Origin of the sequence: Mycobacterium sp. 050128 (assembly GCF_036409155.1) — a bacterium.
In the GTDB taxonomy this organism is placed as follows: Bacteria; Actinomycetota; Actinomycetes; order Mycobacteriales; family Mycobacteriaceae; genus Mycobacterium.
In genome coordinates this window covers 2038537-2057799 of record NZ_JAZGLW010000001.1, presented here as the reverse complement: position 1 = coordinate 2057799, position 19263 = coordinate 2038537, and the positions used below count along the sequence as shown (strand labels likewise).

20 protein-coding genes are annotated in these 19263 nt (G+C 66.8%); 2 read left to right on the top strand and 18 right to left on the bottom strand.

The annotated features are described in order from the left end of the window. Positions 1–61 precede the first annotated feature (61 nt). Together mhuD and SKC41_RS09885 are read left to right on the top strand one after the other, a co-directional pair. Positions 62–382: a mycobilin-forming heme oxygenase MhuD gene (gene mhuD / locus SKC41_RS09890; protein WP_330977461.1), complete on the top strand. Its 321-nt coding sequence runs from the start codon at positions 62–64 to the stop codon at positions 380–382. Further along, on the top strand, positions 345–1739 hold the full coding sequence (locus tag SKC41_RS09885) for a serine hydrolase (RefSeq protein ID WP_442931582.1): 1395 nt from the start codon (positions 345–347) through the stop codon (positions 1737–1739). The genes mhuD and SKC41_RS09885 overlap by 38 nt, the downstream gene beginning before the upstream one ends. Positions 1740–2011: 272 nt before the next feature. Here SKC41_RS09885 and SKC41_RS09880 read toward each other — a convergent pair whose 3' ends face one another. The 18 genes from SKC41_RS09880 to ftsH form a co-directional block, all read right to left on the bottom strand. Continuing rightward, complete coding sequence (locus SKC41_RS09880; protein WP_330977460.1) at positions 2012–2560, bottom strand: histidine phosphatase family protein; 549 nt, start codon at positions 2558–2560, stop codon at positions 2012–2014. Then, positions 2557–3360 (bottom strand): CbtA family protein, encoded by an 804-nt coding sequence (locus SKC41_RS09875; RefSeq protein ID WP_330977459.1) that lies wholly within the window; start codon positions 3358–3360, stop codon positions 2557–2559. The genes SKC41_RS09880 and SKC41_RS09875 overlap by 4 nt, the downstream gene beginning before the upstream one ends. Before the next feature lie 6 nt (positions 3361–3366). Next, positions 3367–3576 carry a CbtB domain-containing protein gene (locus tag SKC41_RS09870; RefSeq protein WP_090607359.1) on the bottom strand — a complete coding sequence of 70 codons (210 nt, stop codon included), beginning with the start codon at positions 3574–3576 and terminating at the stop codon, positions 3367–3369. A gap of 164 nt (positions 3577–3740) precedes the next feature. Continuing rightward, positions 3741–4121 carry a YbjQ family protein gene (locus SKC41_RS09865; protein WP_090607361.1) on the bottom strand — a complete coding sequence of 127 codons (381 nt, stop codon included), beginning with the start codon at positions 4119–4121 and terminating at the stop codon, positions 3741–3743. 131 nt (positions 4122–4252) lie between these two features. After that, positions 4253–6787 carry an ATP-dependent protease ATP-binding subunit ClpC gene (gene clpC1, locus SKC41_RS09860; RefSeq protein ID WP_330977458.1) on the bottom strand — a complete coding sequence of 845 codons (2535 nt, stop codon included), beginning with the start codon at positions 6785–6787 and terminating at the stop codon, positions 4253–4255. A gap of 297 nt (positions 6788–7084) precedes the next feature. After that, entirely contained in the window at positions 7085–7423 is a 339-nt protein-coding gene (lsr2, locus tag SKC41_RS09855; RefSeq protein ID WP_085223269.1) for a histone-like nucleoid-structuring protein Lsr2, read from the bottom strand. 120 nt (positions 7424–7543) lie between these two features. Further along, positions 7544–9052, bottom strand: a complete 1509-nt coding sequence (gene lysS, locus SKC41_RS09850; RefSeq protein ID WP_330977457.1) for a lysine--tRNA ligase — start codon at positions 9050–9052, stop codon at positions 7544–7546. A 57-nt stretch (positions 9053–9109) separates the two neighbouring features. Then, positions 9110–9925 (bottom strand): type III pantothenate kinase, encoded by an 816-nt coding sequence (locus tag SKC41_RS09845; protein WP_330977456.1) that lies wholly within the window; start codon positions 9923–9925, stop codon positions 9110–9112. A gap of 2 nt (positions 9926–9927) precedes the next feature. Then, on the bottom strand, positions 9928–10383 hold the full coding sequence (gene panD / locus SKC41_RS09840; RefSeq protein ID WP_330977455.1) for an aspartate 1-decarboxylase: 456 nt from the start codon (positions 10381–10383) through the stop codon (positions 9928–9930). Then, on the bottom strand, positions 10383–11312 hold the full coding sequence (gene panC / locus SKC41_RS09835; RefSeq protein WP_330978821.1) for a pantoate--beta-alanine ligase: 930 nt from the start codon (positions 11310–11312) through the stop codon (positions 10383–10385). Before panC ends, panD begins: the two co-directional genes overlap by 1 nt. Positions 11313–11317: 5 nt before the next feature. After that, on the bottom strand, positions 11318–12229 hold the full coding sequence (locus SKC41_RS09830) for a Rossmann-like and DUF2520 domain-containing protein (protein ID WP_330977454.1): 912 nt from the start codon (positions 12227–12229) through the stop codon (positions 11318–11320). A 116-nt stretch (positions 12230–12345) separates the two neighbouring features. Further along, complete coding sequence (locus SKC41_RS09825; RefSeq protein WP_330977453.1) at positions 12346–13746, bottom strand: DUF6779 domain-containing protein; 1401 nt, start codon at positions 13744–13746, stop codon at positions 12346–12348. A gap of 144 nt (positions 13747–13890) precedes the next feature. Then, the gene (locus tag SKC41_RS09820) at positions 13891–14367 is read right to left on the bottom strand and encodes a DUF3180 domain-containing protein (protein WP_330977452.1); all 477 of its coding nucleotides are present in this window, start codon (positions 14365–14367) and stop codon (positions 13891–13893) included. Further along, a complete protein-coding gene (folK, locus tag SKC41_RS09815; protein ID WP_330977451.1) occupies positions 14367–14912 on the bottom strand; it encodes a 2-amino-4-hydroxy-6-hydroxymethyldihydropteridine diphosphokinase in 546 nt (181 codons plus the stop codon). The genes SKC41_RS09820 and folK overlap by 1 nt, the downstream gene beginning before the upstream one ends. After that, on the bottom strand, positions 14912–15310 hold the full coding sequence (gene folB, locus SKC41_RS09810) for a dihydroneopterin aldolase (protein ID WP_330977450.1): 399 nt from the start codon (positions 15308–15310) through the stop codon (positions 14912–14914). Before folB ends, folK begins: the two co-directional genes overlap by 1 nt. Further along, positions 15303–16145, bottom strand: a complete 843-nt coding sequence (gene folP, locus SKC41_RS09805) for a dihydropteroate synthase (RefSeq protein WP_330977449.1) — start codon at positions 16143–16145, stop codon at positions 15303–15305. Before folP ends, folB begins: the two co-directional genes overlap by 8 nt. Further along, positions 16142–16750: a GTP cyclohydrolase I FolE gene (gene folE / locus SKC41_RS09800; RefSeq protein ID WP_330977448.1), complete on the bottom strand. Its 609-nt coding sequence runs from the start codon at positions 16748–16750 to the stop codon at positions 16142–16144. The genes folP and folE overlap by 4 nt, the downstream gene beginning before the upstream one ends. Before the next feature lie 15 nt (positions 16751–16765). After that, on the bottom strand, positions 16766–19147 hold the full coding sequence (ftsH, locus tag SKC41_RS09795; RefSeq protein WP_330977447.1) for an ATP-dependent zinc metalloprotease FtsH: 2382 nt from the start codon (positions 19145–19147) through the stop codon (positions 16766–16768). Between the last annotated feature and the right edge of the window lie 116 nt (positions 19148–19263).

Sequence of the window (19263 nt, the reverse complement as noted above, 5' to 3'; positions counted from 1 at the left end):
ACCATCTTGCGTGGCCCGCCCATGAGCAGGACAGGGCAGGGTGCGGGGTAGCCTAGCGAACATGCCGTCAGTGGTGAAGATCAACGCAATCGAAGTGCCCGCCGACGCCGGCCCTGAGCTGGAAAAGCGCTTCGCCCATCGCGCCCATGCGGTGGACAACCAGCCCGGCTTCCTCGGCTTTCAGCTGCTGCGTCCGGTGAAGGGCGAGAACCGCTACTTCGTCGTGACACACTGGGAGTCCGATGAAGCATTCCAGGCGTGGGCGAGTGGGCCCGCCGTCGAAGCCCATGCTGGTCAGCGTGCCAACCCGGTGGCGACCGGTGCGTCGCTGCTGGAATTCGAGGTTGTCATGGACGTCGCGGGGAGTAAGCCGTCTGAATAGGCCCGACAGGCTGGGTCCCGCACGACAACGCGTGCTGGCGGTGACGGCGGCCGCGGCACTCGTGGCGGCTCTGGCTCCGGGTTGCTCGTCTTCCCGGTCACCGCAGGCGAACGCGGCCAACCCGGGACGTGCGATCGACACCCGGACACCTCCCGGACTGCGGGCCCAGCAGACCGTCGACATGCTCAACTCCGACTGGCCGATCGGCCCGATCGGAGTGGGCACGCTTGCCGCGCCCGGCGAGGTGGACTCGGTCGAAAAGACCATGGAAGAGCTCTGGTGGGATCGCCCCTTCACCCTGGACGGGGTAGACATCAGCGCCAGTGTCGCCACGCTGCACCTCACCTCTTCCTACGGCGCGCGGCAAGACATCCGGATCCACACCGACGACGTCGGCCGGGTTGATCGATTCGAGCTCGACACGATGGCGCCGACGATCACCTCATGGCATGACATCGACGCGACGCTGAGCAAGACCGGTGCGCGATACTCCTATCAGGTTGCCAAGGTCGACAAGTCCGTTCCGGGCCACTGCGATCCCGTGATGGGGACCAATACCGTCGAATCTCTGCCGCTGGCATCGATTTTCAAGTTATACGTGCTGCACGCGCTGGCCGGCGCGGTACGCAACCACACGGTGTCCTGGGACGAACAGCTGACCGTTACCGACAAAAGCAAGGCGGTGGGCTCTTCGGGCCTGGGACTTGCTCCCGGCGACCATGTCTCGGTGCGCACCGCGGCCGCGAAGATGATCGCCAACAGCGACAACATGGCCACCGACTTGCTGATCGAAAGAATGGGCAAGCACGCCATCGAATCCGCGCTCGCCTCGGCCGGCCATCACGACCCGGCCAGCATGACCCCGTTCCCCACGATGTACGAGCTGTTCTCGATCGGCTGGGGCGAACCGGATCTGCGCAGCCAGTGGCAGAACGCGACCCCGCAGGTCCGCGCCCAGCTGCTGGCGCAGGCGAATTCGGCTCCCTACCAACCTGATCCGGCGCGCGCCCACACTCCCGCCTCGGCCTCCGGGGTGGAGTGGTATGGCAGCGCCGAGGACATCTGCCGGGTTCATGCCGCGCTGCAGGCCGACGCCGTCGGCGAAGCCGCACCCGTCAAGCAGATCCTGTCGGCTGTGTCGGGGATCCAGCTGGACCGAAACGTGTGGCCGTACATCGGCGCGAAAGCCGGTGGGCTGCCTGGCGATCTGACCTTCAGCTGGTACGCCGTCGACAAGACGCAGCAACCATGGGTGGTCAGTTTCCAGCTGAACTGGCCCCGCGACCACGGCCCGAAGGTGACCGGCTGGATGCTGGGAGTGGCCAAGAAGACTTTCGCGCTGGTCGCGCCGCAGTAGTCACTGCAGCCGCAGCTGTACTCCGGTGGTTGTCTCGACGTCGCCGATTTCGACGTGAAAGACCCTGAGCTACGCCAGCTCGACGCCGTGTCGCTCGCGGCCCTGACGGCGCTACCCACGTTTGACTCGCCGCAGAGCCACCGAGATCGGAATTCACGCCGCGCCGGCTCCAGAGCCGTTGACTCTCGGGCATAAGAGACTTACGAATTCGATAACGTATGCGCTATCGAATGTCCGGCCAGCCGCATGGTCCGAAGAACTCGTAGAACGCATTACAGCCTGAGTGTCCAACGGTTTTCGCGAAAGTTTATGGCGACGCAGCTCAGCGGTGCAATGTCGATGCGCCAGAAGGACTTCGGCGGTGCGTCGAGAGCCGTCAGGATCGCCGCGCGGACCACCCCCGGATGGGTGACCGCAACGGTGCGCGGTGGGCCTTCGGTCAACGACGCCAGCCAGCCGGCGACCCGCTCGGTGAGGTCGACGATGGACTCGCCGCCGTGCGGCGCCGCAGCCGGATCACTCAGCCATGCCTCGAGATCGGGCGCGGGGACGCCTTCGAGAGTCCGCCCACGCCAGCGCCCGCAATCGAGATCGGCCAGCCGCGGCTCGGTCGTGGCATCCAGGCCGAGCAGCTGCGCGGTTTGCCGGACCCTCATTTCCGGGGCCGCCAGCTGGCGGGCCCCGCGAATGTCAAGGCCCGCAGCGGCTTCGGCCTGACGACGGCCGGTTGCACTGAGCGGCTCGTCGGCCGGAAAACGCACGGCCGCCATCGCATCGGTCATCGCGTGCGACACCATTACCAGTCGCACGACCTCCGTCACGCCGCGGTGCTCGATACCCGTCCGCTCTCGGCGCGCTCTCCCAGCAACCGCCCCGCCAGCGTCGCGAAGACCAGGCCGATGGTCGCCCAGAGCAACAGCTGCGCGCCGAGCGACAGCAGCCTGAATTCGTAGAGGACATCGGCGGGAAAGCCGGGATAGACGATCGCACCCGACGCGTCGCGCAACGGTTCGGGCGTCTCGTCGACCGCGGGCAACAGCGCCATCACGACTGCGACGGCCACCAGGTAAGCCCCCGCGGCGAGCAGCCGTCCATTCCACGCGCCGAACCGATCGGTCAACGGCCGAGCCAGCCAAACCGCCGCGATCGCCAGCACCACCGACACCAACACCATCGTCAGGTACCAGGCGGTGCGCACCCCGATCGTGTCGGACTGGCCGACGGCCGGTGGATTCGGCGGATATTTCACGAACGGGACCAGGTACACCGCCACGAACGCGCCGACCGCTAGAAGCAGCGAAAGCCGGCGGGGCGCAGGGCTTTCCGCGCGGCCTGTCGCGCGGGCGTAGACGACGCAGAACAGCACCGCGAAAAGCGCGCCCATCGCGAGACCGAAGATCAGTACCCCGAAACCCAGTCCGGGATTGGCCTGCACACCACGGGTGAACAGCTCGGCGCCATGTTCGTGCACGCCGTGGGCGTTCTCGGCGTCGGTTCGACCGTCCTCAAATTCGATCGCGCGGGCGATGACGGGTTCGGCACACACACGGGCGAAGATGAATGCCAGCGCGGCGCCGATTGCGCCCGCCAACAGCCCGCGTCCGATCAGACGCTTCTCCACGCCGGGTCAGTGGCAGGGGAAGCCGAGGAGATGGCGCGCATCGTGCACGAATTCGTGCACATGCGTGTCGCTGCCGAACAGCGACACCGCGCCCTGATCGACACCGACGAAATAAAGAGCCAATAACGCCAGGAAGGCGGTTGCCGCCAACCAGAGCGCGGCACGTGCCGCCGACAAATCAATCGAACGGGCGCCCGTCGTCTCGGAACTGGACACAGTTGACTCCTTCTGGGAATGACGCGTCCCACCTTGGTGACGGGTTCCGGGTCTGACTTTCTACAGTGGCGCGACCGTTCTGGAATTTCACCAGGATTCCGTTGCCCGTCCGAAAAACAGTTAACAGTCGTCAGTCTAAGCGGACTGCACGATGGAGCAAACCATCACTGCTGCGCGGGGCCGCCACCGTAGCCGAGCTGGCTGGCCGTGTACTTCGCCCCATCCGTGACCGGCACCGCCTCCACGGCCGTACCGTAGGCGCAGATCTCGGTCCAGACGTCGCCGATCTCGGTGGTGTCGAAGCGCATCGCGATGATCGCGTTGCCGCCGCGGTTGCGCGCCTCGGAGATCAGCCGGCCCATCGCCTCGTTGCGGCTTTCGGCCAGATTCTTGGTCATGCCGGCCAGCTCCCCGCCGAACATGGCCTTGAAGCCCGCGCCCATCTGGGAGAACGCATTTCGCGATCGAACGGTCAGCCCGAACACTTCGCCGCAGACTCGTCGAATCTCCCAGCCCGGCAGGTCATTTGTGGTGACGATCAGCACAGGTAAGCCCCTTAGCCCTAAGCACAGCAAAACGGGTGGTTAGTCCGGTCAGAGACTAGACCGGTTGTGGCTACCCGCTTCGCCCGGCTCCGCCGCGCGCGCGATCGCCACGCCACCCGTTTGCTGTAGTGCTACTGGTTCTCGGGAGCCGCGTGCGCTCCGGCCTTCTGCAGCTCCGGCTCGGCCGGCGGCTTGCGCCTTCCGACGAACGTGAACTTCGCTTCCTCGCCGGTACCTTCGCCGTCCCAGTCTTCGACATCGACGGTGACGACCTGTCCGGGTCCGACCTCGTCGAAGAGGATCTTCTCCGACAGCTGGTCCTCGATCTCGCGCTGGATGGTGCGCCGCAGCGGGCGAGCACCCAGCACCGGGTCGAAGCCGCGCTTGGCCAGCAACGACTTGGCCTTGTCGGTCAGCTCCAGAGCCATGTCCTTGGTCTTGAGCTGCTTGCCGACGCGCTCGATCATCAGGTCCACCATCTGGATGATCTCGTCGCGAGTCAGCTGGTGGAAGACGATGATGTCGTCGATACGGTTCAGGAACTCCGGGCGGAAGTGTTTCTTCAGCTCGTCGTTGACCTTCTGCTTCATCCGCTCGTAGTCGTTCTCCCCGCCGCCTTGGGTGAAGCCCAGGCCGACCGGCTTGGAGATGTCCGACGTACCGAGGTTGGACGTGAAGATCAGCACGGTGTTCTTGAAGTCGACCGTGCGGCCCTGCCCGTCGGTGAGCCGGCCATCCTCGAGGACCTGCAACAGGCTGTTGTAGATCTCCTGATGTGCCTTCTCGATCTCGTCGAACAACACCACGGAGAACGGCTTGCGGCGCACCTTCTCGGTGAGCTGACCGCCCTCCTCGTAGCCGACGTAGCCCGGCGGGGCACCGAACAGCCGCGACGCGGTGAACCGGTCGTGGAACTCGCCCATGTCGATCTGGATGAGCGCGTCATCGTCGCCGAACAGGAAGTTGGCCAGTGCCTTGGACAGCTCGGTCTTACCGACACCGGAGGGGCCGGCGAAGATGAACGAACCGGACGGGCGCTTGGGGTCCTTCAACCCGGCGCGGGTACGGCGGATCGCCTTGGAGACGGCCTTGACCGCATCCACCTGGCCGATGATCCGCTTGTGCAGCTCGTCCTCCATGCGCAGCAGGCGCGTGGTCTCCGCCTCGGTGAGCTTGAACACCGGGATGCCGGTCCAGTTACCCAGCACCTCGGCGATCTGCTCGTCGTCGACCTCGGCGACCACATCGAGATCGCCTGACCGCCACTGCTTTTCGCGCTCGGTCCGCTGGGCGACCAGTTGCTTCTCCCGGTCGCGCAGACTGGCGGCCTTCTCGAAGTCCTGAGCGTCGATCGCCGATTCCTTCTCCCGGCGCGCCTCGGCGATCTTCTCGTCGAACTCGCGCAGGTCTGGCGGCGCGGTCATCCGGCGGATGCGCATCCGGGCGCCCGCCTCGTCGATCAGGTCGATCGCCTTGTCCGGCAGGAACCGGTCGTTGATGTAGCGGTCGGCCAGTGTGGCGGCCGCGACCATCGCGGAATCGGTGATCGAAACCCGGTGGTGCGCCTCGTACCGGTCTCGCAGGCCCTTGAGGATCTCGATGGTGTGCTCCACCGTCGGCTCGCCCACCTGCACCGGCTGGAAGCGGCGTTCCAGGGCGGCGTCTTTCTCGATGTACTTGCGGTACTCGTCGAGTGTGGTGGCGCCGATGGTCTGCAGCTCGCCGCGGGCCAGCTTCGGCTTGAGGATCGACGCGGCGTCGATCGCACCCTCGGCGGCACCGGCACCCACCAGGGTGTGTAGCTCGTCGATGAACAGGATGATGTCGCCGCGGGTGTTGATCTCCTTGAGCACCTTCTTCAGGCGTTCCTCGAAGTCACCGCGGTAGCGGCTGCCGGCGACCAGCGATCCCAGGTCGAGGGTGTAGAGCTGCTTGTCCTTCAGCGTCTCGGGCACCTCGCCGTGCACGATGGCCTGCGCCAAGCCCTCGACCACGGCGGTCTTGCCGACGCCGGGCTCGCCGATCAGCACCGGGTTGTTCTTGGTGCGCCGGCTCAGCACCTGCATCACCCGCTCGATTTCCTTCTCGCGGCCGATGACGGGGTCCAGCTTGCCTTCCATCGCGGCAGCCGTCAGGTTGCGCCCGAACTGGTCGAGCACCAACGACGTGGACGGGCTGCCCGACTCGCCGCCGCGGCCACCGGTTCCGGCCTCGGCGGCCTCCTTGCCCTGGTAACCGCTGAGCAGCTGAATCACCTGCTGGCGCACCCGGGTCAACTCGGCGCCCAGCTTGACCAGCACCTGCGCGGCCACGCCTTCGCCCTCACGGATCAGGCCCAGCAGGATGTGCTCGGTGCCGATGTAGTTATGGCCCAGCTGCAACGCCTCACGCAGGCTCAGCTCGAGGACCTTCTTGGCACGCGGGGTGAACGGGATGTGCCCGGACGGGGCCTGCTGGCCCTGGCCGATGATCTCCTCGACCTGGCTGCGGACACCCTCGAGCGAGATCCCCAGCGACTCCAGCGACTTCGCGGCGACGCCTTCACCTTCGTGAATCAGACCCAGCAGGATGTGCTCGGTGCCGATGTAGTTGTGGTTGAGCATCCGGGCCTCTTCTTGGGCCAGGACGACCACCCTGCGGGCACGGTCAGTAAATCGTTCGAACATCGGTGGTTACCTGCTCTCCCTCACCATCGGTACTTCATCGTTGTCGGCACAGGGGCCGCGACGCGTACCTGGTGTCCACTGTAATGGTCGGCCCGTCGGGGTTCTAACCTTGCGGTGCCTTGCCGTTCGGGCCTGGTCGGCTGCGTGGCGAGGAATCCCCCGTGACGACCGAGCCATAGCTGGAGAAACGAGATTAACCATAAAATCGTTTCCCCCGAGCGCCGATGATCGTTTCGCCGCCAGCGAAAACAGAAACCGGCGCCCAGGCCTTTGCGACCGGGCGCCGGTAACGCTTTGTTAGGTGGCCGCGTGGAATGCGTCGATCACGTCGGCCGGGATGCGGCCGCGCGTCGACACGTTGTGTCCATTTCGGCGGGCCCATTCGCGGATCGCGGCGCTCTGCTCGCGGTCGATCGCCCCGCGGCCGCGCCCCGTTCCGGAACGCCCCCGACGACGACCCCCGACGCGGCGGCCGGCTGCCACCCACTGCTTCAGATCACCGCGGAGTTTCGCCGCATTCTTCGTTGAAAGATCAATCTCATAGGTCACCCCGTCAAGCCCGAATTCGACGGTTTCGTCGGCGGCGCCTGCACCGTCGAAATCATCAACCAAGGTGACGGTGACTTTTTTCGCCATTAGCTTACCCTCGCGTTCTTCCTGAGCAGTTGCTGGGCAGTTTGGACCCACTCCCCGGTCACTAATCTGCCATATGAACGCAGCATACTCAATCTGAGCGCAACACAGTGTGTTCGGCTTTCAGCTGGAGTGCGGTCGAACAATCGGGAACAAAACTGTCTCTCTAATTGACAGGCCGGTCAAAGTCATCAACAACCGGTCGATACCCATTCCCGTTCCGGTGGTTGGCGGCATCCCATACTCCAGTGCCGTGAGAAAATCTTCATCAAGCAGCATAGCCTCGTCGTCGCCGGCCGCCGCGGCGCGCGCTTGTTCGGCAAATCGTTCGCGCTGGACGACCGGATCGTTTAATTCCGAGTACCCGGTGGCCAACTCCACTCCGCGCACATAGAGATCCCACTTCTCGGTCACACCCTCGATGCTGCGGTGTTGGCGAGTCAAAGGTGTTGTCTCGACGGGGAAATCCTTGACAAACGTCGGCGCGGTCAGCGTATTACCCACCGCGTGCTCCCACAGTTCCTCGACGAGCTTTCCGTGTCCGTAGCCGCGGTCGGTGGGTATCTCTGGGAAGTCCGGGCCGAGCTGCTCCGCGATGGCCCATAGCCGCTCGACCGTGGTCTGCGGTGTGATCTCTTCACCCAGTGCCGCCGACAGCGACGGATACATTTGTATCGACGCCCATTCTCCGTCTATGTCGTAGACACTGCCGTCCGGCAACGGGAGTTGTCGGGTACCGATCGCCTCGTCGGCCACCTCTTGAATAAGCTCTCGCGTGACGAGTGCCGAATCGTCATAGGTGCCGTACGTCTGGTACGTCTCCAACATCGAGAATTCCGGAGAATGTGTCGAATCAGAACCTTCGTTTCTGAAGACGCGATTTAGCTCGAAGACCTTGTCGAATCCACCGACGATGCATCGCTTGAGGAACAGTTCCGGTGCGATCCTCAGGTAGAGATCGATGTCAAGCGCATTGGAATGCGTGACGAACGGCCGAGCAGCGGCGCCACCCGCCAACGTCTGCAAGATTGGCGTTTCAACTTCGAGAAACCCGCGCCGTTCCAGCGCGTTGCGTATGGCGCGGACAACGGCGATTCGCTGCCTGGCCACCTCGCGCGCTTGGGGGCGAACGATCAGGTCGACATAACGCTGCCGCACCCGCGATTCCTCGCTCATGTCCTTATGCGCGACGGGCAGCGGCCGCAGTGACTTGGATGCGATCCGCCAGGAATCGGCAAGGACGGACAATTCGCCCCGTCGTGAGCTGATCACGTTGCCATGCACATAGACGATGTCGCCGAGGTCGACGTCGGCTTTCCACGCGTCCAGCGAATCCTGTCCGACCTTGTCCAGGCTGATCATTACCTGCAGCGTGGCGCCGTCACCATCTTGCAGCGTCGCAAAACACAATTTGCCGGAATTGCGCGCGAATATGACCCGTCCCGCCACACCGACGACGTCGTCGGTCGCGGTGTCGACCGCCAGGTCGGGGTGGGCGGAGCGGACCTGAGCCAGCGTGTGGGTGCGTTCGATGGCCACCGGGTAGGGGTCGAGCCCCTCGGCCAACAGCCGAGCACGCTTGTCCCGGCGAATTCGGAACTGCTCGGGAAGGTCTTGATCGGCGGCACTCACGACGTGCCAGCTTAAATGACATCGCGGCGGGTCCGCCGCAGGCGTTGCACGCGAGAGTCAGCGTGCGGTTTTCAGCCGGCCGCGGCCGGAGTCGCGGTTGCGCTCAAAGACCAGCCGCAGCCCCTGCAGTGTCAGGTGCTGGTCGTACTGGGCGACGGTCTGCAGCTCGGACAGCAGCAGCGGCGCGGTGTGGCCGGTCGCCACCACCACCACGTCGTCGCCGGAAAAGCCGTCGACGTCTTCGCGAATGCGCCCCACCAGGCCGTCGACCAGTCCGGCGAAACCGAACACCGCGCCGGCCTGCATGCACTCGACGGTGTTCTTGCCGACCACCGACCGGGGCCGGGACAACTCGACCCGGCGCAGCGCGGCAGAGCGGGCCGCGGCGGCATCCGAGGAGACCTGAATTCCGGGCGCGATGGCGCCGCCGAGGAACTCGCCCTTGGCCGACACCACGTCGACACAGATCGACGATCCGAAGTCGACGACGATGCAGGGCTTCCCGAATTTCTGAAAGGCCGCCAGGCAGTTGACGATCCGGTCGGCGCCCACTTCTTTCGGATTGTCGACCAGCAGCGGGATCCCGGTCCGCACGCCGGGCTCGATCAGCACATGCGGCACCGACGGCCAGTACTGATCGAGCATGACCCGCACCTCGTGCAGCACCGACGGGACGGTGGACAGCGCCGCGGCGCCGGTCAACTGCTCGGAGTCGTCGCCGATCAGGCCGTCGATGGTCAGGGCCAGTTCGTCCGCGGTGACCTCGGATTCGGTGCGGATCCGCCACTGCTGCACGACTTTTGCGTGCTCCTTGGCGCCGGATAGCAGCCCGACGACGGTGTGCGTGTTGCGGACGTCGATCGCCAGCAGCACGGCTATCGCGCGCCGATCCGGGGATTGTGGGGGTACCGCCCGCGGGCGGGGAGCAATTCGGCCGCTCCGAGTATTTCGAAGTCGGGCACGAATGCCGGATCGCTACCCAGGTCGATCTGCTTGTTGTCGGCGTCGACGAAGACGATGCGCGGCTGGTAGGCGCGTGCCTCGGCGTCTTCCATCGTGCCGTAGGCGATAAGGATCACCAGGTCGCCGGGGTGCACGAGATGTGCTGCTGCACCATTGATTCCGATGACGCCGGTGCCACGCTCGCCGGTGATCGCGTAGGTGACGAGGCGGGCGCCGTTGTCGATGTCGACGATGGTCACCTGCTCTCCCTCGAGCAGGTCGGCCGCGTCCATCAGGTCGGCGTCGATCGTCACCGAGCCGACGTAGTGCAGATCAGCCTGCGTGACGGTGGCACGGTGGATCTTCGATTTCAGCATCGTGCGAAACATCAGTTCCTCCAAGGTGATTCAACATGCCCGTCCGGCCCCCCAGAGGTGCCGGCGAGATTACCGATTTGGATTGCGACATTGTCCAGCAGTCTCGTGGTGCCGAGCCGGGCGGCGACCAGCAGCCGGCCGGCTCCATCGACGGGATCCGGCCCCAGCTCGGTGCTGCGCAAAACCAGGTAGTCGAGCACGACGCCGGGTGTGGCGTCGAGCACCGCGCGGGCCGCGTCCAGCGCAGCCTGGACACCATGTATCGCCGCGTGCGCCCCGGCCGTCAGCGCCGCCGAAAGCGCCACGGCCAGTTCGCGCTGCTCGGTATCGAGGTAGCGATTGCGCGACGACATCGCCAGCCCGTCGGATTCCCGGACGATCGGCACACCGACGATCTGCACGTCGACGTTCAAGTCGGCAACCATCTGTCGGATCAGCACCAATTGCTGGTAATCCTTCTCGCCGAAGAACGCACGGTCCGGGTGCACGATCTGAAGCAGCTTGCACACCACTGTCAGCATCCCCGCGAAATGCGTTGGCCGCGAAGCACCTTCGAGTTCACCGGCCAACGGCCCGGGCGCCACGGTGGTGCGCATGCCGTCGGGATACATCGCCGCGGCGGTCGGGGCGAACACGATCTCGACACCTTGGCCGCGCAGCAGCGCCAGGTCGGCGTCGAGCGTGCGCGGGTAGGCGTCGAGGTCTTCCCCGGCACCAAACTGCAACGGATTCACGAAGATCGAAACCACCACCACCGAACCGGGCACGCGTTTGGCGGCGCGCACCAGGGCAAGATGCCCGTCGTGCAGTGCGCCCATCGTCGGCACCAGCATCACCCGGCGGCCGGTGTGGCGCAGCGCGCGGCTGACGTCCGACACCTCGCGCGGCGACGAGTAGACGTTGAGTTCGCCCGGTTTGAAAGCCGGTGGCCGGACCGTCATCGCGTTCATCGAACCAGTACCTCGACAACGGCCTCGGGAGCGTGGGCGCGCTGCGCGGTGCGCAGGGCGTTCACCCGGTAGGCCTGGGCCAGTTCCGGGTCGACCTGCGTGAGCGCGCGCAGATGGTCGGCAACCGCGGCGGCGTCACCGCGGGCGACCGGACCGGTGAGTGCGGCCTGCCCGCGCTGCAGCGTGTTCTCCAGCGCCGCCCGGGCCAGGGGGCCGACGATGCGTTCGGCGAGTCCCCCGGGCTGGTCGTCGACGGTCTGTTGCCCGAGTACCTCGCTGCCCCGCAGCGCGGCCCGCAACGCGTCGAGCGCATCGGCCAGCACCGCGACGATGTGATTGCCCGCGTGGGCCAGGGCGGCGTGGTAGAGGACGCGCGCCTCCTCGGGGACGCAGAACGGCTCGCCGCCCATCTCCAGCACCAGCGACTGCCCGATCGCCTGGCCGACCGCGTCGGCCGCGGTGATGCCGAAGCAGGTGTCGGGCAGCCGGCTGATGTCCTCGTCGGAGCCGGTGAACGTCATCGCCGGGTGAATCGCCAGGGGTATGCAGCCGTGCCGCGTCAGCGGCGCCAGGATGCCGACCCCGTTGGCTCCCGATGTGTGCACCACGATCGTTCCGGCCCGCACCGCGGAGGTGGCGGCCAGCCCGGACACCAGGCCGGCGAGTTCGCTGTCGGGAACGGCCAGCAGCAGCAGTTCGGCCGCCGCGGCCACGTCGGGCGGTGCGGCCACCGTCGTGTCGGGCAGTCGGTGGGCCGCCCGCCGGCGCGACGCGTGGGAGATCGCACTGCACGCCACCACGACGTGCTCAGCACGCTCCAGCGCGACACCCAAGGCGGTACCCACCCGGCCGGCCGAAATGATCCCTACCTTGAGCCTGGCGGGGCGCAACCCGTCGAACTGCTCCATCGCAGACGACCTCACAGTGTTGATTCGTTCGTTCCAGTCCCAGCTACTGGGTACCGGACGGTCACCAAGACTCTAGTCGATTCGCGACGCTGCCCCAATGTGAGGAATGTCCCAGCTCAGCCTTCCCGGCGGCGACGCCGGCCACCGCCGGATGGCTGCACCTGCAGCCGCGCCAGCAGGTCGGCAACCGACTGACCGCCGGATTGCGAGCCGTCGCCGCCGCTGTCCGACGCCTCGTCCGCGCCCAGGTGGCGGGGGGCCGGCTCCAGGTGTGGCGGGGGAGCCAGTCGCGGCGGTGGTGGCGCCCCGTCGTCCGGGACGTGGCCGGTGTGCGGCGGCGGGGGCGGTGCGGTCGCGGCGGCAGGGGGCGGCGGCGCGGCGGGCTCGTTTGTCGGGATGAAGTTCCGGACGCTGTAGTCGCGGTACTCCGCGGAGTGGCGCGAGCGCGCCCTACGACCGGATTCGCCCGCCGGCGGCGGCGGTTCGTTCGATGACGGCGGGCCGTCGACCTGCCCCCCGGAGTCGGCGTGCCGGCGCCGGCGGCGGCCCGACGACGCGGCAGCGGGTGCGTCGGGCACATCGGCCCAGTTTCTGCCCGGAGCGCCCGGGGGCAGCCAGAGCCCGTCGGCGTTGACCGGTTGCCAGTCCGGCACCAACCCGGGCGGCGGCTCCGGGGGCGGTACCGGCTGCCAATGCTGGGACTCGTATCGCTGCTGCTCGGGCTCCGCTGCGGCGGGCATCGGCGGAGGCGCAAACGAGACCTCCTGCGGCGGCACATACGGCGGCGCCTCGGGATATTGGACCTGCTGCGGGGGCGGGTAGTACGTCTCTTGCTGGCCCTCGTATCGGAACCGGGCGCGCTCCCGCGAGCGGGGCGGGAGCAGCGGTTCTTCGGGCACGTCGATGATCGCGGATTCGTCGGTGCGGGGTTCGTCCGAGCTGACCGAGGCTCCCTCACGGACCGAGGTGACGCGATCGCTGGTCACCCAATCGACGCCCGCGCCTTCGCCATTGCGGTCCCAGTCGCTGTAGGCGCGCGCGGGAGGCGTATCGGTCTCCAGGGTCTCCAGCGCGGGTCGCTGCTCGAGATCGGTGTCGAACAGGATTTCCAGGCTGGTCCGCAGCGCGGAGACTTCCGCCCGCAGCGCGGCCAGATCGTCGGCGGCTTGGGCGCGTATCTCGGAGGCCAGCTCGCGACGCAGCTGGGACTCGACGGTCAACTCGTACTCCCGGCGGGCCGAGATCTCCCGATCCAGTTGCAGGTCGTAGACCAGCTTCAAGTCACGCACCCGCGATTGATCGGCGTCGCTTTGCCGGCGGTACAGCACCGACACGAAGGCACCGGCGACTGCGGCCCACAGCGCCAGGATCACAGCGAGCTTGAGCAGTTCCACGCGATTGGTGAAAACCAGTGCGGAACTGGCCCCTATTGCGAGGACCAGCAACGTCGTCAAGAGCACCCACCCCGGCCTGCGGCCGCCGCGCCGTACGCGGGCGCCGCGGGACAGAACGGTCATGGCCTGACTGTACCTGTGCGACGTCATTGAGCGTGTCGCGCTACTCCGGCGATTCTCACCTGGGTTAATTCGTTGATTCATCGCTGTTAATCGGCCCGTAGTTCTGGCCTGCCCCGGTCGCCGCCCGCAACCTCGGCGGGCGTCCTAGCTTTCCGCCCCCTCGGCGTGGTCGGTCGGATCGGGTGGGGACTTGCAGCAGTGCTGCAACCACAGCGCGGCTACCAACAGCGCCAGCGCGCTGACGGCCGCCACCACCGTTCCGGTGGTGTCCTCCGCGGCGACCCGCAGCCACGATCGGCGCGGCAAGAAAAACACCAGGATCCCGATCCACCAACCCAGCACCAGTGCCCCCACCCAGGCCGACGCCTTGGCGACCATCACGCTGCGGGCCACCGAAAGCGGGTGCAACCAGCCGGGTCCGTCACCGATTTCCCCGTCGTTGACCTTGGCCCGCACGTAGCGCCCCCACAGCGCCTCGGCGATGGCGACGACGAGCAGCGACAGACCGGTCCACACGGTGATCTGCGGAAACCACCGAAACAGCACCTTGACCAGCAGATACCCTAGAAAAGCAGCCCCGACCACAGCGGCCGTCAGGTCACGTTTTCTGGTCGGCCCCATCAGCTCTGCGATTCTCGATCGTCCGGGCACGAGTGCTCGAGGGTGCTCCTCGACGGCTGGACGGCCTGTCGATCGGCGGGGTCGAGCTCGGCCAGCAGTTCGGCGACGGGACGCGGCCCGCCGGCGACGGTGAGCACGGCATTCGGGTCGACCGCCAGCCAGGGCACCAGCACGAAGGCCCGCAGATGGGCCAGCGGGTGCGGCAGCGTCAGGTTGTTTTCGCGACTGAGCACTTCACCGTCGGCCGAGTAGCAGGCGATCAGGTCCACGTCCAGGGTGCGCGGGCCCCAGCGCTCGCCGCGAATGCGGCCCGCGGCCTGTTCGAACTCCTGCGCCCGGCGCAGCCAGCCCTGCCCGTCGAGGCCCGGGTCGTCGGCGATGAGCACCGCGTTGAGGAACGGCCCCTGCTCCACCCGCCCCCACGGGGCGGTCTCGTACACCGGAGAGACAGCCAGCAGCGCTTCGCCGAGGCCGTCGACAACCGATTGCAGCCGCGCCAGCCGATCGCCGAGGTTGGAGCCGATGGACAGTACGACGCGCGTCATCACACGCCGCCCACGGGAATCACCGAACCGCGCCCGCCGCGGCGCGACCGCCGGATCACCACCGCCAGGTCGGCGAACTGCTGCTCGAGCGGGGCATGTGGCTTGTGCACCGTGACCTCGACGGCGTGCACGCGTTCGTCATCCATCACGAAGTCGGCGATCTCGGCGCCCACCGTTTCGATCAGGTTGTGCGCGGGGCCCCCGACGATCGCGGCGGCCCGGGCGGCCAGGGTCGCGTAGTCGTAGGTGTCGGCCAAGTCGTCGCTGGCGGCGGCGTCGACCAGGTCGATCCACGCGACGATGTCGACGACGAACTCCTGCCCACTTACCCGTTCGAATTCGTAGACTCCGTGCCGGCCATGAACTGTCAAGCCGCGCAACTCGATTCGGTCAGCCATCGTTCTCAGTCCGCTCCGTCTGGGTCCACGCACCCACGACCTTGAGGGCGTCGACCGAGGCCCGTACGTCGTGCACTCGCACACCCCAGGCCCCGTGGAGGGCGGCCAGCGCGGAAATCACCGCGGTCGCCGTTTCGCGCCCGTCGGGCGGTCGCGGCGACCCATCCGATCCGGCCAACAGCGTACCGAGGAACCGTTTCCGCGAGGCACCCAGGAGTACCGGCACCCCGGTGGCCACGAACTCGGGCAAGGCATGCAGCAGGGCCCAATTGTGTTGTCCCGTCTTGGCGAATCCGAGCCCCGGGTCGATGACCAGCTTCGCCGGATCGACGCCGGCGGCCACCGCGTCCTCGACGCTGGCCAGCAATTCCGAACGCACCTCGGCCACCACGTCGCGATAGTGCGGGGCCTGGTGCGGACGGTCGGATGAGACCGATCGCCAGTGCATCAATACCCACCGCACTCCGGCTTCGGCCACCAGCGGCGCCATCGCGGGATCGGCGCGTCCACCGGAGACGTCGTTGACGATCCGCGCGCCGTTCTGCAGGGCCGCACGCGCGACCTCCGCGTGCATGGTGTCGATACTGACGGTAATGCCTTGCGCGGCAAGCTCTTTAACAACCGGAACCACGCGGGAACTCTCGATGCGGGGATCGATCCGGGTGGCACCGGGCCGGGTCGACTCCCCGCCGACGTCGACGATGCCCGCGCCTTCGGCCGCCAATGTCAGGCCGTGGGCGACGGCGTTGTCAACACAGAGGTAGCGCCCGCCGTCGGAGAAGGAGTCGTCAGTGACGTTCACCACCCCGACTACCTGCACAGGCAGCGAATTCACTTACGCAGGATGAGGTCGAGCGCTTCGGCTCGTGAGGCGGCATCGGTCTTGAATTGTCCGCGGACCGCCGAAGTGGTGGTGGTGGCGCCGGGCTTGCGCACGCCTCGCATCGCCATGCACAGATGCTCGGCCTCCACCACGACGATCACCCCGCGTGGGTCGAGCCGGTTCACCAGGGCGTCGGCGATCTGGCTGGTGAGCCGCTCTTGGACCTGCGGCCGCTTGGCGTAAAGGTCAACCAGCCGCGCGATTTTCGACAACCCGGTCACCCTGCCGTCCTGGCCGGGGATGTAGCCGACGTGAGCCACCCCGTGAAACGACACCAGGTGATGCTCGCACGTGGAGTACAGCGGGATTTCCTTGACGATCACCAGCTCGTCGTGCTGTTCGTCGAACATGGTGTTGAGCACATCGGAGGGGTCGGTGTAGAGCCCGGAGAAGATCTCCCGGTATGCGCGAGCCACGCGGGCCGGAGTGTCCCGCAACCCATCTCGATCGGGGTCTTCGCCGATCGCGTACAACAGCTCGCGGACTGCCGCCTCCGCACGTGCCTGGTCGAACGCCCGTACGCGATCCAGCGCGGCCCGGGTATCCGGCAGCACCATTGAATTCTCCGTTCGTCAGCCTCGGGCCGGCGGATTGGGCCGGCTCACGTCCTCATCCGGTTGGTCAGGAGATTTTGCCGGATCCGGGCTGGGCTGCGCCGGCGGGGGGTAAGGGGGATAGGGCGGGTAGGACGGCTGACCCGGGCTCTGGCCCTGGCCACGACGCGGCTGGCCCGGATAACTCGGGGCCGGCTGGGGCCAATACGGCTGCGGCGGAGGCGGATACCAGTGGCCTTGGGGTTGTTGCTGCTGTGGTGGCGGTGGCCATCCGGGCGCGTACCAGCCGGCCGGGGCGCCATAGTCCGGCTGGGTGGGACGGCGCGCTGCGCCCTCGCGGTCGCCGGCGCCCAGACCGCCCTGAGAACCGTTGGGGCCGTGTGCTTTTCTGTCGGCCTCGGCGCGCGCGGCCTCGGCAGCCTGGCTGGCCGCGGCGATGGCGGCTTTGAAAGCCGGTTCGGGAACCGGCGGCGGCCACGGCTCCCCGCGCTCGATCGCCAACTCGCCGGGCGTCTTGATGGGCGGCTTGTCCGACGGGATGCGGCCGCCGAAATCGTCGAACACTGTGAGCCGGGGCCGCTTTTCGACGCCGGAGAAGATCTGTTCCAGCTCGGGCCGGTGCAGGGTTTCCTTCTCCAGCAGCTCGCCCGCCAGCGTGTCGAGGACATCACGATATTCGGTGAGGATTTCCCAGGCCTCGGTGTGCGCGGCCTCGATGAGCTTGCGAATCTCGTCGTCGATGTCGCGGGCGACCTCGTGCGAATAATCCGCCTGGTTGCCCATAGTCCGGCCCAGGAACGGGTCGCCGTGCTCGGAACCGTATTTGACGGCACCGAGTTTGGAGCTCATGCCGAATTCGGTGACCATCGCGCGCGCGGTTTTGGTGGCCTGCTCGATGTCGGACACCGCGCCCGTGGTCGGCTCGCGGAAGACCAATTCCTCGGCAGCGCGCCCACCCATCGCGAACACCAACTGCGCGATCATCTCCGAGCGGGTGCGCAGGCCCTTGTCCTCTTCGGGCACCGCGACGGCGTGTCCGCCGGTGCGCCCGCGCGCCAGAATCGTCACCTTGTAGACGGGGTCGATGTCGGGCATCGCCCACGCGGCCAGGGTGTGCCCACCTTCGTGGTAGGCGGTGATCTTCTTCTCGTGCTCGCTGATGATCCGGCCCTTGCGGCGCGGTCCGCCGATCACGCGGTCCACGGCCTCCTCGAGGGCGGCCCCGGTGATGACGGTGCCGTTTTCACGCGCGGTCAGCAGCGCGGCCTCGTTGATCACGTTGGCCAGGTCGGCGCCGGTCATGCCGACGGTCCGCTTGGCCAGCCCCTCGAGGTCGGCGTCCGGGGCGATCGGCTTGCCCTTCGAGTGCACGGCCAGCACCGCACGCCGGCCCGCCAGGTCGGGGTTGGACACCGGGATCTGCCGGTCGAAGCGGCCCGGGCGCAACAGCGCCGGGTCGAGGATGTCGGGCCGGTTGGTCGCCGCGATCAGGATGACCCCGGCGCGATCGCCGAAGCCGTCCATCTCGACCAGCAACTGGTTCAGCGTCTGCTCACGCTCGTCGTGGCCACCGCCGAGCCCGGCGCCGCGCTGGCGGCCCACCGCGTCGATCTCATCGACGAAGATGATGCACGGACTGTTCTGCTTGGCCTGTTCGAACAGGTCGCGCACCCGGGAGGCACCGACGCCGACGAACATCTCGACGAAATCGGAACCCGAGATGGTGAAGAACGGCACCCCGGCCTCACCGGCCACGGCGCGGGCCAGCAACGTCTTACCGGTTCCCGGCGGCCCGTAGAGCAGCACGCCCTTGGGGATCTTGGCGCCCAGCGCCTGATACCGCGACGGATTTTGCAGGAAGTCCTTGATCTCGTAGAGCTCCTCGACCGCCTCGTCGACACCGGCTACGTCGGCGAACGTCGTCTTGGGCATGTCCTTGGAGAGCTGCTTGGCGCGCGACTTGCCGAAGCCGAAGCCCATCCGGGCGCCGCCCTGCATGCGCGAGAACATCACGAACAGCCCGACCAGCAACAACAGCGGCAGCAGGTAAACCAGCAGCTCGCCCAGGATGCTGCCTTCGTTGACGACGGTACTGACCTTGGCGTTCTTCGCATTCAGCGCGTTGAACAAGTCGACGGCGTAGCCGTTGGGGTACTTGGTGATGACCTTGTCGGAGTTGTCGGTGTCGTTGTTGCCCTTCTTCAGGGTCAACCGCACTTGCTGCTCACGGTCGTCGATCTGCGCGCTCTTGACGTTGTCGCCACTGATCTGCGACATCGCCACCGACGTGTCGACGGGCTTGTATCCGCGGGTGTCATCGCTGAAATAAAAGAACGACCAGCCGAGCAGCACTACCACAGCGATTGCCGTGACTATGCGAATCACGTTTTTCCGGTTCATCAATCATCGGCCGTTTCGGCCAGGTCCTTCCCCGATACACGCAGCTGGAAAAGTTCAGGTTACCTCTGTGGCGATTGCCAGCTCCGGTTAACCGGAGTGCAGCAGATCGCCACCGT

Coding starts and splice junctions, on each gene's coding strand:
- mhuD (WP_330977461.1), top strand. CDS start 62: ATGCCGTCAGTGGTGAAGATCAACGCAATCGAAGTGCCCGCCGACGCC.
- clpC1 (WP_330977458.1), bottom strand. CDS start 6,787: ATGTTCGAACGATTTACTGACCGTGCCCGCAGGGTGGTCGTCCTGGCC.
- lsr2 (WP_085223269.1), bottom strand. CDS start 7,423: ATGGCGAAAAAAGTCACCGTCACCTTGGTTGATGATTTCGACGGTGCA.
- panD (WP_330977455.1), bottom strand. CDS start 10,383: ATGTTTCGCACGATGCTGAAATCGAAGATCCACCGTGCCACCGTCACG.
- panC (WP_330978821.1), bottom strand. CDS start 11,312: ATGACGGTCCGGCCACCGGCTTTCAAACCGGGCGAACTCAACGTCTAC.
- SKC41_RS09830 (WP_330977454.1), bottom strand. CDS start 12,229: ATGGAGCAGTTCGACGGGTTGCGCCCCGCCAGGCTCAAGGTAGGGATC.
- SKC41_RS09825 (WP_330977453.1), bottom strand. CDS start 13,746: ATGACCGTTCTGTCCCGCGGCGCCCGCGTACGGCGCGGCGGCCGCAGG.
- SKC41_RS09820 (WP_330977452.1), bottom strand. CDS start 14,367: ATGGGGCCGACCAGAAAACGTGACCTGACGGCCGCTGTGGTCGGGGCT.
- folK (WP_330977451.1), bottom strand. CDS start 14,912: ATGACGCGCGTCGTACTGTCCATCGGCTCCAACCTCGGCGATCGGCTG.
- folB (WP_330977450.1), bottom strand. CDS start 15,310: ATGGCTGACCGAATCGAGTTGCGCGGCTTGACAGTTCATGGCCGGCAC.
- folE (WP_330977448.1), bottom strand. CDS start 16,750: ATGGTGCTGCCGGATACCCGGGCCGCGCTGGATCGCGTACGGGCGTTC.
- ftsH (WP_330977447.1), bottom strand. CDS start 19,147: ATGAACCGGAAAAACGTGATTCGCATAGTCACGGCAATCGCTGTGGTA.